This is a genomic window from Sphingomonas bacterium (genome assembly GCF_028292945.1).
GTDB lineage: Bacteria > Pseudomonadota > Alphaproteobacteria > Sphingomonadales > Sphingomonadaceae > Sphingomonas.
In genome coordinates this window covers 17,365-32,018 of the sequence record NZ_JAQGLJ010000064.1, presented here as the reverse complement: position 1 = coordinate 32,018, position 14,654 = coordinate 17,365, and the positions used below count along the sequence as shown (strand labels likewise).

16 protein-coding genes are annotated in these 14,654 nt (G+C 66.5%); 9 read left to right on the top strand and 7 right to left on the bottom strand.

The genetic code is table 11. The annotated features are described in order from the left end of the window. The 3 genes from yihA to dapE all read left to right on the top strand — a co-directional run. Positions 1-465: ribosome biogenesis GTP-binding protein YihA/YsxC (gene yihA, locus JWN21_RS08150; protein WP_299648175.1), on the top strand; the 465-nt coding region annotated here is incomplete at its 5' end. Between the two features lie 131 nt (positions 466-596). Then, on the top strand, positions 597-1,280 hold the full coding sequence (locus tag JWN21_RS08145; protein ID WP_299648172.1) for a glutathione S-transferase: 684 nt from the start codon (positions 597-599) through the stop codon (positions 1,278-1,280). Then, positions 1,277-2,434, top strand: a complete 1,158-nt coding sequence (gene dapE / locus JWN21_RS08140; RefSeq protein WP_299648169.1) for a succinyl-diaminopimelate desuccinylase — start codon at positions 1,277-1,279, stop codon at positions 2,432-2,434. Before JWN21_RS08145 ends, dapE begins: the two co-directional genes overlap by 4 nt. Before the next feature lie 153 nt (positions 2,435-2,587). Here dapE and JWN21_RS08135 read toward each other — a convergent pair whose 3' ends face one another. The 4 genes from JWN21_RS08135 to JWN21_RS08120 form a co-directional block, all read right to left on the bottom strand. Continuing rightward, the gene (locus tag JWN21_RS08135) at positions 2,588-3,016 is read right to left on the bottom strand and encodes a biopolymer transporter ExbD (RefSeq protein ID WP_299648166.1); all 429 of its coding nucleotides are present in this window, start codon (positions 3,014-3,016) and stop codon (positions 2,588-2,590) included. A 40-nt stretch (positions 3,017-3,056) separates the two neighbouring features. Beyond that, on the bottom strand, positions 3,057-3,536 hold the full coding sequence (locus JWN21_RS08130; protein WP_299648164.1) for a biopolymer transporter ExbD: 480 nt from the start codon (positions 3,534-3,536) through the stop codon (positions 3,057-3,059). Positions 3,537-3,642: 106 nt separating this feature from the next. Continuing rightward, entirely contained in the window at positions 3,643-4,461 is an 819-nt protein-coding gene (locus tag JWN21_RS08125) for a MotA/TolQ/ExbB proton channel family protein (RefSeq protein WP_299648160.1), read from the bottom strand. A gap of 65 nt (positions 4,462-4,526) precedes the next feature. After that, the gene (locus JWN21_RS08120) at positions 4,527-5,207 is read right to left on the bottom strand and encodes an energy transducer TonB (protein ID WP_299648157.1); all 681 of its coding nucleotides are present in this window, start codon (positions 5,205-5,207) and stop codon (positions 4,527-4,529) included. Between the two features lie 218 nt (positions 5,208-5,425). Between JWN21_RS08120 and JWN21_RS08115 the strand changes: the two genes are divergently transcribed. Beyond that, positions 5,426-6,259, top strand: a complete 834-nt coding sequence (locus JWN21_RS08115) for a hypothetical protein (protein WP_299648154.1) — start codon at positions 5,426-5,428, stop codon at positions 6,257-6,259. Between the two features lie 29 nt (positions 6,260-6,288). Here JWN21_RS08115 and JWN21_RS08110 read toward each other — a convergent pair whose 3' ends face one another. Further along, entirely contained in the window at positions 6,289-6,657 is a 369-nt protein-coding gene (locus tag JWN21_RS08110; RefSeq protein ID WP_299648151.1) for a dihydroneopterin aldolase, read from the bottom strand. A 96-nt stretch (positions 6,658-6,753) separates the two neighbouring features. Here JWN21_RS08110 and JWN21_RS08105 point away from each other — a divergent pair, with 96 nt between their 5' ends. The 4 genes from JWN21_RS08105 to JWN21_RS08090 all read left to right on the top strand — a co-directional run bounded on the left by JWN21_RS08105 (position 6,754) and on the right by JWN21_RS08090 (position 9,668). After that, entirely contained in the window at positions 6,754-7,251 is a 498-nt protein-coding gene (locus tag JWN21_RS08105) for a GNAT family N-acetyltransferase (protein ID WP_299648149.1), read from the top strand. A gap of 61 nt (positions 7,252-7,312) precedes the next feature. Continuing rightward, the gene (locus JWN21_RS08100) at positions 7,313-7,876 is read left to right on the top strand and encodes a DUF1285 domain-containing protein (RefSeq protein WP_299648146.1); all 564 of its coding nucleotides are present in this window, start codon (positions 7,313-7,315) and stop codon (positions 7,874-7,876) included. After that, on the top strand, positions 7,873-8,472 hold the full coding sequence (locus JWN21_RS08095) for a CoA pyrophosphatase (protein ID WP_299648143.1): 600 nt from the start codon (positions 7,873-7,875) through the stop codon (positions 8,470-8,472). Before JWN21_RS08100 ends, JWN21_RS08095 begins: the two co-directional genes overlap by 4 nt. 5 nt (positions 8,473-8,477) lie before the next feature. Further along, entirely contained in the window at positions 8,478-9,668 is a 1,191-nt protein-coding gene (locus tag JWN21_RS08090; protein WP_299648140.1) for a CCA tRNA nucleotidyltransferase, read from the top strand. Here the strand turns inward: JWN21_RS08090 and JWN21_RS08085 are convergent. Then, positions 9,554-11,269 carry a bifunctional diguanylate cyclase/phosphodiesterase gene (locus JWN21_RS08085; RefSeq protein ID WP_299648138.1) on the bottom strand — a complete coding sequence of 572 codons (1,716 nt, stop codon included), beginning with the start codon at positions 11,267-11,269 and terminating at the stop codon, positions 9,554-9,556. The genes JWN21_RS08090 and JWN21_RS08085 overlap by 115 nt on opposite strands. A 42-nt stretch (positions 11,270-11,311) precedes the next feature. Continuing rightward, positions 11,312-13,573 carry a DNA topoisomerase IV subunit A gene (gene parC, locus JWN21_RS08080; protein WP_299648135.1) on the bottom strand — a complete coding sequence of 754 codons (2,262 nt, stop codon included), beginning with the start codon at positions 13,571-13,573 and terminating at the stop codon, positions 11,312-11,314. 151 nt (positions 13,574-13,724) lie between these two features. Between parC and JWN21_RS08075 the strand changes: the two genes are divergently transcribed. Next, on the top strand, positions 13,725-14,630 hold the full coding sequence (locus JWN21_RS08075; RefSeq protein ID WP_299648133.1) for a helix-turn-helix domain-containing protein: 906 nt from the start codon (positions 13,725-13,727) through the stop codon (positions 14,628-14,630). The last annotated feature ends 24 nt before the right edge of the window (positions 14,631-14,654 follow it).

Genomic DNA, 14,654 nt, shown 5'->3' with positions numbered 1-14,654 from the left:
AATCGCAACGGTCTGGCGCGGACGTCGAACACGCCCGGCCGGACACAGGAGCTCAACTTCTTCGATGTTGGCAAGCCGATCGTGTTCCGCCTCGTCGACATGCCCGGCTATGGCTACGCCAAGGCACCGCCGCAGGTCGTCAAGCAGTGGCGGTTCCTGATCAACGATTACCTGCGCGGCCGCCAAGCGCTCAAGCGCACACTGGTGCTGATCGACTCGCGCCACGGCATCAAGGAAGTCGATCGCGAGGTCATGGCGATGCTGGATGCGGCTGCGGTCGGCTATCGTCTGGTGCTGACCAAGGCCGACAAGATCAAGGCGACCGACCTCGCCGAAGTGACCCAGCGCACGGCCGAGGAAGCGCGCAAACGCCCCGCAGCGCACCCCGACATCATCGCCACCTCCAGTGAAGGTGGCATGGGCATTCCAGAACTGCGGGCGGCGGTGCTGGATGCGCTCGGCTAACCCGCAGCCCCTGACCGACCTTCCACGAGGCAAGCGGCTCTAAGGCCGATTATCGCGCGGAGCCTTGCAGGCGGTGAACCAGCGTGGGGAACGGCTGGCGACGCCCGCCGCGAGGCGCTAAGCGCTCAGCCATGAAGCTCATCATCGGCAACAAGGCCTATTCATCCTGGTCGCTGCGCGGCTGGCTCGCGTGCAAGCAGTCGGGGCTGCCGTTCGAGGAGGTGGTCGTGCCGATGTACGACGCCGACTGGAACCAGCGTCGACAGGGTGACGAGTTCGCACCTTCCGGCGGCAAGGTGCCCGTCCTGTGGGACGGCGACGAGGTGGTCGTGTGGGACAGCCTGGCCATCGTCGAGTATCTCGCCGACAAGGCAGGCCGCGACCGTTTCTGGCCCCCCGACGACGCCGCCCGGGCGATGGCGCGGTCCATGGCGGCGGAGATGCATTCCAGCTTCGCCGCTTTGCGCCGCAAGCATTCCATGAACGTGCGCCAGATCTTCCCGGCGCAGCGCCCCGATGAGGACGTGTTCGCCGACCTGCAGCGGATCATGCAGCTCTGGGCGCAGGCGCGCGCGCGATTCGGCGGCGGCGGCGACTTCCTGTTCGGCGAGTTCGGTGCTGCGGACATCATGTTCGCCCCTGTGGTGACGCGACTGCTCACCTATCAGCTCCCCGTCCCGCGCTTCGCCGCCGGTTATTGCGAGGCGATGATCCAGCATCCCTGGATGCAGCAGTGGATCGCCGAAGCGCAGGAGGAGGAGTGGGTGATCGAGCAGTATGAGCAGCCGACGCCCACCGACACGAAGACGCCGTGATCGATGTCGTCGCCCTTCTCCGGCAGCTGATCGCCTGTGACAGCGTGACGCCAGCGCGGGGCGCGGTGTTCGACATCCTGGAAGCTGCCCTGGTGCCGCTGGGGTTCGAGGTCGACCGCTTCGTTTCGGGTGAACCACCGAGCGGTCCGGTGGAGAACCTGCTGGCCCTGCGCGCTGGTTCCGGACCGATGTTCGCGTTCGCGGGTCACCTCGATGTGGTTCCCCCCGGTGAGGGCTGGACGGATTCGCCGTGGTCGGGCGAGGTCCGGGGGGGCATGCTGTACGGTCGCGGCGCGTGCGACATGAAGGGCGCGGTGGCGGCATTCGTCGCCGCCTGCGCGGCTCTGCCCGATGCGCACGTCGCGCTGATCATCACCGGCGATGAAGAAGGGCCAGCGCTCTATGGCACCCGTGCGCTAATCGAGCGCATGGCAGCGCGCGGCATCAGGCCGGATTTCTGCCTGGTTGGCGAGCCGACGTCGGTCGCGAGACTTGGCGACACGGTAAAGATTGGTCGGCGTGGTTCGGCGTATATGTGGATCGATGTGCCAGGCAGGCAGGGTCACGTCGCCTATCCCCAGCTGGCGGACAACCCCGTACCCAAGCTGATCCGTGCGCTGGCGGCGATCGACGCGCTAGTGCTGGACGAAGGCACCGACTGGTTTCAGGCCTCGAACATAGAGTTCACCGATCTTGAAGTCGGCAACCCGACCGGCAACGTCATTCCGGGCCGCGCGAAGGGGCGGCTTTCCATCCGCTTCAACGATCTTCATCGTGGACCTGAATTGATCGAGCGTCTCTCCGCGACCGTGCGGCTGCACGCGCCCGAGGCGATCATAGATCATCGCATTGCTGGGGAAGCCTTCCTGACCGCACCCGGCCCGCTCTCGATCCTTCTAAGCGGTGCCGTGGCGGAGGTGACTGGTCAGGCGCCGGCGCTGTCCACCAGCGGCGGCACGTCGGACGCGCGCTTCCTGGTCGCGCTCTGTCCGGTCATCGAGCTGGGTCTGATCAACGCGACGATGCACATGGTAGACGAGGCGATTGCGGTGGAAGATCTACATGCGTTGGCAAGCATTTACGTGGCCGTGCTGCGACGGGTCAGCGCCGGGGGAGCGATCCCGACCGACACTGCCGCGGGACGCCACGCTTGAGCGAGCGTCCGAGTACTGCGCTGAACGGCTGACCCTCGATCATCTAAACGAAAAGGGCGGGCAACGGTTCAACCCGCGCCCGCCCTGCCATCATCCGACCTTGTAACCGTGCCGCAGATCGTCAGCCTGATGACTGCTGACTGGCTCGCCCACTTAGAACTTACTGTAATATTGCTCGTTGCCGATGAAGCCCAGCTTGGTGATCGGCGAGCGTTTGATCACCGCCAGCGTCCGGTCTACCACCTCGTACCGCGCTTGCGCATCGGGCTGAAAGTGCAGCTCGGGTTCGGGAACGATGCCGGCGCTCTGGACAAGATATCCCGCCAACGTCGCGTCATTCACCGGTACCCCGTTCCAAGCAATCGCCCCAGCCGGGTCGATCGTGATCTTGTTCTTCGTCGGGTCGACCGGAGGCGGCCGGTTGTCGTTGCTCTGCACCGGAAGGTCTACCTTCACCGCATGCGTCTGGACGGGGATGGTGATGATGAACATGATGATCAGTACCAACAGGACGTCGATCAACGGCGTCATGTTCAGATCCACCATCGGGCCGCCGTCGTCTTTGCCGCCGCTCACTGCCATGTCGAACTAACTCCTGAAACTATTTGCCGAGCATGCAACGTTACAGCCGCGGAGCATTGCCTGTCGCAGCCGGTTCGGAAATGAAGCCGACCTTGGCAAATCCCGCGCGTTGCATGTTATAGATCGCGCCGCCGACGCACTGCCACGGCACGTTGATGTCCGCGCGGATATGGACCTCCGGCAGCTCCAGATCGGGGTTGCCGATACCACCCTGACGCGCGATCTCTGCCTTCAGCTTGTCCACGGCACGCTGCGTCAGTTCCTGATGCCCGACCTGTGTCATTCCCCAGTAAACCTGGCAATTGCCGCCAGTGTCCTGGACTACGGAGAGCGAGACATTCTCAGGCTTCGTCTCGGTGGGATCGAAGCGCACGTCCGGCAGCTTCAGCTTCACCGACTGTACGACCACCGGCACCGCAATGAGAAAGATGATCAGCAGAACCAGCATGACGTCGACCAGCGGCGTCGTGTTGATGTCCGACATGGTCTCGGCTTCGTCGCCACCTACACTCATGGCCATCGGAAAAACTGTCCTTGTTGCGGTCGATCGAGGTCGACCTTAGCCTTCGAAACTGTCCGGCATCAGAACCGGCCGGCGCATCTGGACACGCCGGCCGTTCGGACGATCAGCTCTGCGAAGGATTGGCGCCCGTCGAACCCATCGTCGACGAACCCGTGGTGGTCCGCGCCGGTGTCTTGACCGCAGCGGCACCGGCGGTCGTCGTCGTAGCGCCGGCAGTCGAGCGCATCGTCGGCTTTACCGCGCCGTTCGAGGCAAGAAAGCCCAGCACGTCATTGGAAAAGGACGAGAGGTCCTCGGAGATCGACTTGTTGCGGCGCTGGAGCCAGTTATAGCCGAGCACCGCCGGGACGGCGACGATCAGGCCGAGCGCGGTCATGATGAGCGCCTCGCCGACCGGCCCCGCGACCTTGTCGATCGAAGCCTGGCCGGAGGCACCGATCGCGATCAGTGCGCGATAGATGCCGACCACGGTGCCGAACAGCCCAATGAACGGCGCGGTCGCGCCGACCGTGCCCAGGAACGCAAGGCCGGCGTTCAGCTGCGAATTGATAGATGCCTCCGAGCGCGCAAGCGAGCCGTGCAGCCAGTCATGCGCCTCGACCGGATCGGTCAGCTTGGTGTGCTGCTCCTGCGCGGCCAGGCCATCGTCGACGATCTGGCGGTAGGCGGAATTCTTCTCGAGCTTGGCGGCGCCTTCGCGCAGCGAGTTGGACGCCCAGAAGCTCTGGTGCACCCGCTTGTACTGGTTGCGGATCTTCTGCTGCTCGAACAGCTTGGTGAACATGATGTACAACGACACCACCAGCATCGTTACCAGGATGATGAAGGTGGACCAGGAGATCGGACCGCCCTCCTCCAGCGCCTTCATGAGGCCGTATTGTTCGGTGCCGGCCGCGCCGGCTGCGAGAGTGGTGATCAGCATGGTCGGGTCAGTCCTTTAGCGTATGGGGGGTCAAGACGGCGGGTCGATGCCCGCCGCTGTTACTCTCAATCCTGCGGCAACACCCAGCGAACCGGAAGTGTGTAGGTCGACGACATCGGCTGCCCGCTGTCATCCTTCGCAGCGGTGAACCGCACCCGGCTGCGAGCAATGCGGCAGGTCGTCGAGTCCAGGTCGTCGTTGCCGCTGGAGCTGGTCACGTTGCAGTCGGTGACCCGCCCGTCCGTACCGACGGTAAGACGAGCGACGACCCGGCCCTGTGCCCCAGCGCGCTGTGCGGCAGGTGGATAACTGTCCGCGCCGAAGAATCGACCGACGTCACCCTTCAGACCGGCCGCCTGCGAGACGCGCGGCGGTGCCGGCGGCGCGGGCGGAGGAGCGGGCGGTGACGGCGGCGGGGCCGTTGGCGTCGGCACATAGACCGGCGGGGGATTGGGCTGTGTCACCACCATCGGAGGAGGCGCGATGTTCGTCTGCACGATCGGCGGCGGCGACACCACGGGCGGTGGTTCCAGCTGCTGATCGGGCGGCGGGGGTGGCGGTTCCTCCGGCGGCGGCGGCGGCGGCGGCGGCGCCACGTCGAACACGTTCAGGTCCTTGGCGACCTTCTTGGTAAAGTCCTGTGCAAGGCCGGTTACGAATGCGTAGCCGACGGCTGCCACAATGAGGCAGACGATGAAGATCGCCACGATGCGACTGCCGGATGTATCACGATCAGCGTAGGCCATTCGGCTCGTACTCTCCCTTGTTCTTCCGCGTTCGCACGACGAAAGTGAGGTCCGGAGTGAAAAAAACGTCCGCACCGGGGGTTGTATCCCTGTGCGACACAGCCCGTCTATCCGCGCGTGGAACGACACGCAAACGCTTTGTCGGTGGTGACCTGTCCGGTCCTGAACCGCAACTTTGTTGCTTGGCGGTTCAGGTAGGGGGCGGTAGCCCTCCGGATATGCCCACTCCCCTGCGCCTTCTCGTTTTCCTTGCGGCTCTGGCCACGCCTGCCATCGGCGCGACCCAGCCGGCGACCGGGGTGGCTGCGCCCGGTTACGCCGACCTGACCGATCTGGTGCTGGCCGCGCCGGTGATCGGCGACGCGGTCGTTCGTTCGACAACAAGGCTGAAAAGCAAGGACGTGGCGAACGTGCCGGCGGGGCTCGTCCGGCTCTATGTCGAGGCGGAGGTGCGACAGCTCATCCGGGGGGCGGACGGATTGCCCCCGCGCGTCGGTTATCTGCTTGACGTCCGACCGGACCTGCGCGGCAAACTGCCGTCACTGAAGAAGGCGCGCGTGTTGCTGTTCGCGCGGCCGACGCCCGTGGCGGGTCAGCTTCAGCTTGTCTCGCCGGATGCGCAGCTGCGCTGGCTGCCGGACGTGGACGCGCAAGTCCGCGCAATCGTTCGCGAGGCGCTGAGCGCGGACGCGGCGCCGCGCGTAACCGGCGTCGGCAACGCTTTTCACGTTGCCGGCGCGCTGCCCGGCGAGGGCGAGACGCAGGTGTTCCTGCAGACTGCCGACAATCGCCCGATATCGCTGATTGTCCTGCGCCGGCCCGGCGAACGGCCACGCTGGGCGGTCGCGCTGTCGGAAATCGTCGACGAGGCTGCGGCGCCCCCGCCGCGGGACACGCTGCTCTGGTATCGACTCGCCTGCTCGCTGCCTGCAGCCCTTCCCGCTCTCAGCACCGCCGAGCTTGCACCGGCGGACACCGTCAAGGCGCAGGAGGATTACCGCTATGTCCTGGCGCAGCTCGGCGCATGTGGACGCAGTGGCACGTCAGGCTGACGCGGCCCGTCAGCGGCGGGAGAGCGGGATCATCGGTGTCGGACGAGCGTGACGCCGATCGCTTCGCCGGCCTCGGCGATAGCGAGCTTGACGATCTTCACCGTCACGCTGCGCACCCTGCGGTCCTGCAGGAACAACGTCTCGCAGATGTGGTCCGCAACACCCTCGATCAGCGTGAAATGGACGCCCGGGGGCAGCGCGGTTGTGGCCGCATGCTTGAGATCGAGATAGTTCTTCGATTCGGCAAGTCGCGTGTCAGGCGCAAAGCGCGGCGGACAATCCAGATCGACCGACATCGATATTCGCAACGGCTGTGGCAGTTGCGTCTCTTCGGAATAGATTCCGGTGAGGACCCGGACCTCCAGATCGTGAACTTCCAGGGTAAGTCGATCGTCCATCCCCGCGCCCTAGCACGCGGCGTCGGCCAGGAAAGCCGGTTGCGTTCACGAACCGCCCCGCTACAGCGCGCCGCCTCCTGAGCAGGACAGAAGGCTGTGATTGAATTGGTGCCGCTTACCGATGTGGCCGACGCGGCGGTGGAGGCGTTGCTCGATCGTGCGTTCGAGCCGCAGCGTCGGCAACGGGCCGCCTATGCCGTGCGCGGCGAGGCGCGACCGGTGACGGCGCTGAGCTTCGTGGCGATGGATCGCGGTGAGCTGGTCGGTTCCATCCAGTGTTGGCCGATCAGCTTCGTCCCCGATGCGGGCGGGCGCGTGCCGTTGGTGATGGTCGGCCCGGTCGCGGTAGCGCCGGAGCGCCAGCGTGACGGGGTCGGGCGGGAACTGATGGCCCGCTCGCTGCTCGCGGCGACCGCCCATGGCTGCGACGACGGCCTCGTGCTGATCGGCGACCCTGAATATTATAGTCGCTTCTTCGGCTTCTCCGCCGATCGTACAGGTGGGTGGCGGCTGCCGGGACCCGTGGAGCAGCGCCGACTGCTGGCGCGCGGCGTGCGGGTTCCGGACGTCCCGGGAGTTCTGGGACCCGCATGACCTGCGACACGCCCACCGCAGCAGGCTTGTTCCCCTGTACCACCCAGCCTACCTGCCACGCATGCCCATGGCGCCTCTTCCCGATCTAGCATCGCTCAGCCTGGCCGAAATCGCGCAACTCGCCGCCGAGCAGAAGCTGCCCCCGGTCGAGCGCTGGAACCCGACGCACTGCGGCGACAGCGAGATGCGTATCGCACGCGACGGCACCTGGTTTCATCAGGGTTCGCCGATCGGTCGCGAGGCGATGGTGCGGCTCTTCTCCACCATCCTGCGTCGCGAGCCTGACGGTGGCTTCGTCCTGGTCACGCCCGTCGAAAAGCTTGGCATCGAGGTCGAGGATGCGCCGTTCACCGCCGTCGAGATGAAGGCGGAGGGAGAGGGCAGCGATACGCGGCTGGCGTTTCGCCTCAACACCGGCGACCTCGTCACCGCCGGGGCCGACCACGCGCTTCGCTTCGCGGGCACGCCCGACGAGCCCCGCCCCTACCTCCATGTCCGCGGCGGGCTGGAGGCACTGGTCGCACGCTCGCTTTATTACGAGCTCGCCGACCGCGCGCTGGCCGGGGACGAGGACGTGCCGGGCGTCTGGAGCGCCGGCTTCTTCTTTCCGATCACGCCTGCATGACGCTTGCGCAGCGGTTGGCGGCGGCGCTCGAGCGCGGCCGCCGGATGCCGGTCGAGCTGATTACCGGCGATCAGGTCGGTCATGATCATGGTCCGGAGGAGGCGCTGACGGCGGCAGCGGTCCTGGTCGCGGTAACTGATCGCCCCCGCCCCGGCGTCATCCTGACGCAGCGGACGGACACGTTGCGCCGCCACGCGGGCCAGGTCGCGTTCCCCGGCGGACGACTGGATCCGGGCGAGGACGCGATTGGGGCGGCGCTGCGCGAGGCGGAGGAGGAGATCGGCCTGGTGCCCGCAGCGGTGACGGTGGTGGGCGAGGTCGACCGCTACCGCACCGTCACCGGCTATGCGGTGACGCCCGTGCTCGCCGCCATCGCGCCCGACCTGACCTTCGCGCTCAACGCCGACGAGGTCGCGATGATGTTCGAGGTGCCGCTGGACCATCTGCTGGCACCCGCCAATCAGATACAGCAGGACATGATGTGGCGCGGCGTGGAGCGGCGGGTGTATGAGATCCATTGGGAGGATCACCGCATCTGGGGCGCGACCGCGGCGATGATCGTCAATCTGTCGCGACGGCTCGCCCAATGGAACTAGGGGCCATGACGCTGCCGCCAGCGCCGTGGCGCGATCGTGCCGGGCTGGCGGAGCTGATCGGCGTGCTTGGCGACGCGCGCTACGTCGGCGGAGCGGTCCGCGACACGCTGCTCGGCCTGCCGGTGTCGGATGTCGATCTGGCGACGTCGCTGGAGCCGCCGGAGGTGGTGCGGCGCTTGGAAATCGCCGGGATCCGCGCCGTTCCCACGGGCATCGCGCACGGCACCGTCACGGCCGTCTCGCAGGGCACGGTGGTGGAGGTCACGACGTTGCGCCGCGACGTTGCCACCGACGGGCGGCACGCGGTGGTAGCTTATACCGACAATTGGCACGAGGACGCCGCGCGGCGCGACTTCACTATCAACGCCCTTTACGCCGATCCGCTGAGCAGTCGTGTCGACGACTTCTTCGGCGGAATCGACGACCTCGCGGCGCGGCGCATCCGCTTCATCGGCGATCCGCTCCGCCGCATCGCCGAGGATCACCTGCGCATCCTACGCTTCTTCCGCTTTCATGCGCGGTTCGGCCAGGTGATGGACCCCGATGGTCTGGCGGCATGTGTCGCGCGGGCGAACGACCTGATGGCGCTGTCGCGCGAGCGGATCACGGCCGAGCTGCTCAAGCTGCTAGTCGCGCCGGGCGCGGTGCCGGTCACGAGATTGATGATCGAGCATGGCATTTTAGTCCCCGTGTTGCCCGAGCTGGATCCGGCAAGCGCGGGCCGACTAGACGCGCTTGCCCAAGCCGAGGCTCAGGCAGGGGTCGCGCCCGACGCAATCCGGCGTCTCGCGGCCGTCGTACCTGCCGCGGCAGCTGAATCGATCGGCGCGCGTCTGAAGCTCTCCAAGGCTGACCGCAAACGCCTCGTCAGCGCCAAGCACGGCGTGGAAGGTGACGTGCGCGCGCTGGCCTATCGCGCGGGCATCGAAAGCGCGGTCGACCGATTGTTGCTCGCAGGAGAGGACCCTCGGGACGCTCTCGCCTGGACGCCGCCGCTGCTGCCCATCGGCGGCGGGGCGCTGGTAGAACGGGGTCTGCGCAGAGGACCGGCGGTCGCCGCGGCGTTGAAGGCGGTGGAGGATCAATGGGTCGCGGAAGGATTTCCCGGGAACTCGCGAGTCGCATCGATCGCCGACTCGGTGGTTGCCGACGCGATCATCCGCCAGGCGGACGACGCCTCCAGCGGCTTCGCATAGAAATAGCCCTGCCCGAAGGTACAGCCCAGTGCCGCTAGTGTCTGCGCCAACGCACCCGTTTCTACCCCTTCGGCGGTCGTCTGCTTGCCGAGCGCCTGTGCCAGGCTCAACACCGCCCGGACGATGGCTAGATTATTGCGATCGGTGAGCATGCCGGTCACGAAGCTGCGGTCGATCTTGAGGATGTCGATGGGCAGCTGCTGGAGATAGGCGAGATTGGAATAGCCGGTCCCGAAATCGTCCATCGCCAGCGTCGTGCCCAGTGCCTTGAGTTCATGCATCGTGCGCGCGATCCGCTCCGGATCACTAACGATGGCGCTCTCCGTCAGCTCCAGCGTCAGGCGTTCTCCGGTCAGCCCCGTCGCTGCCAAGGCAGCTTCGATCACGGCGGGCACCGTGTCGCGCTGCAGCTGGATCGCGGACAGGTTGACCGCCAGCTTGATCCCGCAATCGCCGCCCGCCTGCCGATCCCAGCCCGCCAGCGTCCGCGCCGCCTCGTCGATGGCCCAGCGTCCGAGCGGCACGATCAGCCCTGATTCCTCGGCGACCGGTATGAACTCGTCGGGCGAACAATCGCGTCCGTCCTCGTCCGTCCACCTGGCGAGCGACTCGAACGAGATGATCCGGCCGGTCGCTAGCTCGCAGATCGGCTGATAGGTCAGGCGCAGCCGGCGGTCCTCGATCGCACGCCGCAGCGCCGTCTCCATCGCGAAGCGTGCGCGTGCGACGGAGAATGCCTGCGGTTGATATGTCTCCGCGTGACCGCTCGCCTGCGCGCGCTTGACGGCAAATTGCGCATGCCGGATCAACTCTTCGGCGGGGCCGTCATCGTCCGCGCCGATCGCGATGCCGATCGAGCATTCCACCCCGATCTCGAAATCGCTCAACCGGAACGGCGCCTGCAGCGCGCGACGGATACCATCGGCGAGCGCCGCCGCTTCGACACGCCCTTCCTCGACGGCCATCAACACCCCGAACTCATCGCCGCCGAGGCGCGCTAGCGAGTCGCGGGCGCGCAACGCGCCCTTGATGCGCCGTGCGACGGTAATCAGCAGCTCGTCGCCCACCAGCGATCCCATGCAGGAATTGACGTGGTCAAAGCGCAGCAGGTCGATGACCAACACGGCATGGCGTGCGCGCTCCTCGGCGACCGCCTCGATCAGGTCGCTAAAACCCTCGCGATTAGGCAGCCCGGTCAGACTGTCCGTGGTCATTTCACGGCGCAGGCTGCGTTCGGTATCGAGGCGCGAGGTCTGGTCGAGCAGCGTGACGAGGCAGCGTTGACGGCCCAACTGCAGGCGACCGAAACCAACCTGATAATGACGACTGTCGATCTGCTCGCCGGTCGACCATGCGAACTCGTGGTTCAGCAGCTCGGAGGCCATGAATTGATCCAGCGCCGCCGCCAGCGAGGGCAGCATGGGCGCTCGTTCGGAAACGGTGCCAAGGCCAGCGCGCCGGTACGCGCGATTGGAGGCCTCGAGCCGCCAGCCACTCGCGTCGCGAAGGACAAACGCGGCCGGGACGGGCACCAGCTCCACGCCCGCTTGGAGCATGTCCGGATGGACGTGAATCATCGTGCCCGGGGCAGCTGCGGCCATGTGACGGTCCTAGGCCGGGAGGGTTAAAGGCCGCTAAAGAAACTAATCCAGATTGTAGAAGCGGTTATCACGCGGAAAGCCGGTTGGCGGCATGCGTCCCGCCGCCCCGCGCGCGGCACGCCACGGCCCCATGTCTGCCTCGCTGCGGGTCCGCCCACGATCTCCGCCCATCGGCCAGCTCAGGCCGGCCGAGAAGACGAAGGTGGTCGCGTCCGCCAATCCGCCGTCCCGATAACGCTGCAGCTGCGCCCCCTGCCCCCGCGCCATTTCCGGCAGCTCGCCGAGCGGGAACACCAGCAGCTTCCGATTGTCGCCAATCGCCGCGACGTAATCGTCGTTCGCGCCAATGCGTCGCACCAGCTTGAGCCGCGCGTCCAGGCGTGGCGTCAGCACCGTTTTGCCCTTGCGCGTCTCCGCGAGCACCTCGCCGACCGGCACCACGAAGCCACGGCCGTCGGTCGCGACGACCAACAGCTTCGTGTCGACCCGCGCCTTCAGCAACGCGACGATTGCGACGCTGCCATCCAGATCAATCGACGCGCGCACCGGCTCGCCAAAGCCGCGACCCCCGGGCAGCTTGTCGGCAGCCAGCGTGAAGAACCGACCATTCTCTGCCGCCAGCAACAGCTTGTCGGTGGTCTGCGCGTGGAACGCGAACGCCGGCCCGTCGCCCTCCTTGAACTTCATCGTCTCGGCCGATGCCAGCTCCAGATGGCCGCGCAAGGCACGCACCCAGCCGCGCTGTGACAAGACGACCGTGATCGGCTCGCGCTCGATCATCGCTTCCAGCGGGATGTCGCGGGTGGGTGCGGCTTCGGCGACCGTCGTCCGCCGCTTGCCCAGCGGTGTGTCCGGGCCATAGCGCTCACGCAGCTTCTTCATGTCACGCTTCAGGCGCGATTTCTGCCGCTGCTCCGAGCTCAGCAACAGCTCCAGGTCCGCCTGTTCCTTGGTCAGCGCGTCGCGCTCGCGCGTCAGCTCCATCTCCTCCAGCCGGCGCAGCGAGCGCAGCCGCATGTTGAGGATCGCTTCCGCCTGCCGATCGGTCAGCCCGAACTCGGCCATCATCACCGCCTTGGGCTCGTCCTCGGTGCGGATGATCGCGATCACGCGATCGAGGTTGAGGAAGGCGATCAGATAGCCGCCGAGCAGCTCAAGCCGGTCGGCGATCTTGCGCAGCCGATGCTCTGATCGGCGGCGCAGCACCACGAACTGATGATCGACCCACTGCGCCAGCGTCTCACGCAGCGACAGCACGCGCGGCGTGCGCTGCGCGTCGAGCACGTTGAGATTGAGCGAGAAGCGGTTCTCCAGCTCCGTCAGCCGGAACAGCCCGTCCATCAGCAGCTGCGGATCGACGGTGCGACTGCGCGGTTCCAGGATTAGCCGCACGACCGCGTCCGATTCGTCGCGCACATCGGCCAGGATCGGCAGCTTCTTCTCGTTGATCAAAGCCGCGATGTTCTCGATAAGCTTGTTCTTCTGGATGCCGTACGGGATTTCCGTGACGACGATCTGCCAGCCGCCGCCCTTCTCGCGCTCGACCTCCCAGCGCGCCCTGACCCGGAACGAACCGCGACCGGTGGCGTAGGCCTCCGCAATTGCCGCAGGTGAGTCGACCACCAGCCCGCCGGTGGGGAAGTCCGGGCCCTTCACATGCTCCAGCACCTGCGCGTCCGTGGCATCGCGATCGTCGACCAACAGCATCGCCGCATCGAGCAGCTCGGCTGCGTTGTGCGGCGGAATGCTGGTCGCCATGCCGACCGCAATGCCCGCAGCGCCATTGGCGAGCAGGTTCGGAAACAGGCCGGGGAAGAGTTCAGGCTCTTCCTCCTCGTTATTGTAGGTCGCGCGGAAGTCGACCGCATTCTCGTCCAGCCCCGCCATCAGGTCCATTGCGACCTGCGTCAGCCGCGCTTCGGTATAGCGGTAGGCGGCGGGGTTATCGCCGTCGATGTTGCCGAAATTGCCCTGCCCGTCGACCAGCGGATAGCGTAGCGCGAAATCCTGCGCGAGGCGCACCATCGCGTCATACACCGACGCGTCGCCGTGCGGATGGTATTTGCCGATCACGTCACCGACGACGCGCGCGCACTTCTTGTAGCCGGACGCCGGGTCCAGCTTTAACAGGCGCATAGCCCAGAGCAGCCGCCGGTGAACGGGTTTCAAACCATCGCGCAGATCGGGCAGCGATCGTGCGGTGATCGTCGACAGCGCGTAGACGAGGTAACGTTCGGACAGCGCGCTATCGAACGGCGCGTCGATGGCTTGCGGTAGCGGTGGGTCGGAACGATCAGTGGCCATCGACACCCTCGATAGGGCAGGTTCGCCCCAAGCGACAACTGTCCCGCGATGCGCCGCAAGCCGCGAGCGTCCCGCATTGACTCAGACAGCTGTCGGGCCGACGTTCGAGCCGAGTCCGGAGGGGAACCGGGCCGTATCGCCATGGGGTCGCATGCAGCAGTCAGCGTCGCGCGTCGAGGTCGCGCCTCCGTCGATCCGCATCCTGATGCCCGACGAGCGGCTGCAACCGTTCGCCACCTTCTATTATTTCGTCACCGTCGCCGGTGAGCTGGAGGATTTCCTCTACCCGGAATGGGGCAATGTCCGATTTACACTCGGCGGCAGATGGTGGGTGGAAGAGCGCCGCGTCCGCGCGCCCATGCCGCTGGCGGCCGCGCTGTTCGGGCCCACCGACCGCGCGATGAAGGTCGTGGCGCAGGACGGCGTCACCGCGGGCTTCGGACTGACCCCGCTCGGCTGGCAGCGGCTGTTCGACCAGCCCGCCCATGCGCTCGCCAATCAGCGCGTCGACCTTGGCGACCGGCTCGGGCCGTCCGATAACGAACTGCTCGCCAGCTTGACTGGCTGCAGCGACGAACAGAGTGCCGCGTTGTTCGACCGGCTGCTGTTCGATCGGCTCACCGAGCGACCGCCCAACAGTGCCGAAGCGATCGCGGTGGACCGGGCGCTGCGCATGCTGCCGTGCGATGTCGGCGCGTTTGCTGCGGCGGCGGGCACGGACCCGCGCCAGCTGGGCCGCGTCTGCAAGGCGGTATTCGGCTTCGGGCCCAAGCGGCTGTTGCGTCGTCAACGCTTCCTCGACACGCTGGGCCGGATGCGCGTGACGGAGGACTTTCGCTTCGCCGACGTGCGCGGCGACGATTACCATGATCAATCCCACTTCAATCATGAGTTCCACGAGTTCATGGGGCTTAGCCCCCGGAAATATCTGTCGGTCCCGCGTCCGCTGATGGGGCAAGCGGCCCTGGTGCAGCTGCAGATGGGCATCCCGCTCACCTTCGTCCTGCCACCCCCGCCCGACGAGGATGGCGTCGATCCCTCAGCAAGACCGGCCTGACGAGACCCCGTCCTGCGCCGGGGT

What these genes read in the sequence shown, in the direction of transcription:
- JWN21_RS08090 (WP_299648140.1), top strand. Translation starts at nt 8,478, where the DNA reads ATGACGCTGCCGCCAGCGCCGTGGCGCGATCGTGCCGGGCTGGCGGAG.
- JWN21_RS08095 (WP_299648143.1), top strand. Translation starts at nt 7,873, where the DNA reads ATGACGCTTGCGCAGCGGTTGGCGGCGGCGCTCGAGCGCGGCCGCCGG.
- parC (WP_299648135.1), bottom strand. Translation starts at nt 13,573, where the DNA reads ATGGCCACTGATCGTTCCGACCCACCGCTACCGCAAGCCATCGACGCG.
- JWN21_RS08145 (WP_299648172.1), top strand. Translation starts at nt 597, where the DNA reads ATGAAGCTCATCATCGGCAACAAGGCCTATTCATCCTGGTCGCTGCGC.
- JWN21_RS08130 (WP_299648164.1), bottom strand. Translation starts at nt 3,536, where the DNA reads ATGGCCATGAGTGTAGGTGGCGACGAAGCCGAGACCATGTCGGACATC.
- JWN21_RS08085 (WP_299648138.1), bottom strand. Translation starts at nt 11,269, where the DNA reads ATGGCCGCAGCTGCCCCGGGCACGATGATTCACGTCCATCCGGACATG.
- JWN21_RS08100 (WP_299648146.1), top strand. Translation starts at nt 7,313, where the DNA reads ATGCCCATGGCGCCTCTTCCCGATCTAGCATCGCTCAGCCTGGCCGAA.
- JWN21_RS08075 (WP_299648133.1), top strand. Translation starts at nt 13,725, where the DNA reads ATGCAGCAGTCAGCGTCGCGCGTCGAGGTCGCGCCTCCGTCGATCCGC.
- JWN21_RS08120 (WP_299648157.1), bottom strand. Translation starts at nt 5,207, where the DNA reads ATGGCCTACGCTGATCGTGATACATCCGGCAGTCGCATCGTGGCGATC.
- JWN21_RS08135 (WP_299648166.1), bottom strand. Translation starts at nt 3,016, where the DNA reads ATGGCAGTGAGCGGCGGCAAAGACGACGGCGGCCCGATGGTGGATCTG.
- JWN21_RS08125 (WP_299648160.1), bottom strand. Translation starts at nt 4,461, where the DNA reads ATGCTGATCACCACTCTCGCAGCCGGCGCGGCCGGCACCGAACAATAC.
- JWN21_RS08110 (WP_299648151.1), bottom strand. Translation starts at nt 6,657, where the DNA reads ATGGACGATCGACTTACCCTGGAAGTTCACGATCTGGAGGTCCGGGTC.
- JWN21_RS08115 (WP_299648154.1), top strand. Translation starts at nt 5,426, where the DNA reads ATGCCCACTCCCCTGCGCCTTCTCGTTTTCCTTGCGGCTCTGGCCACG.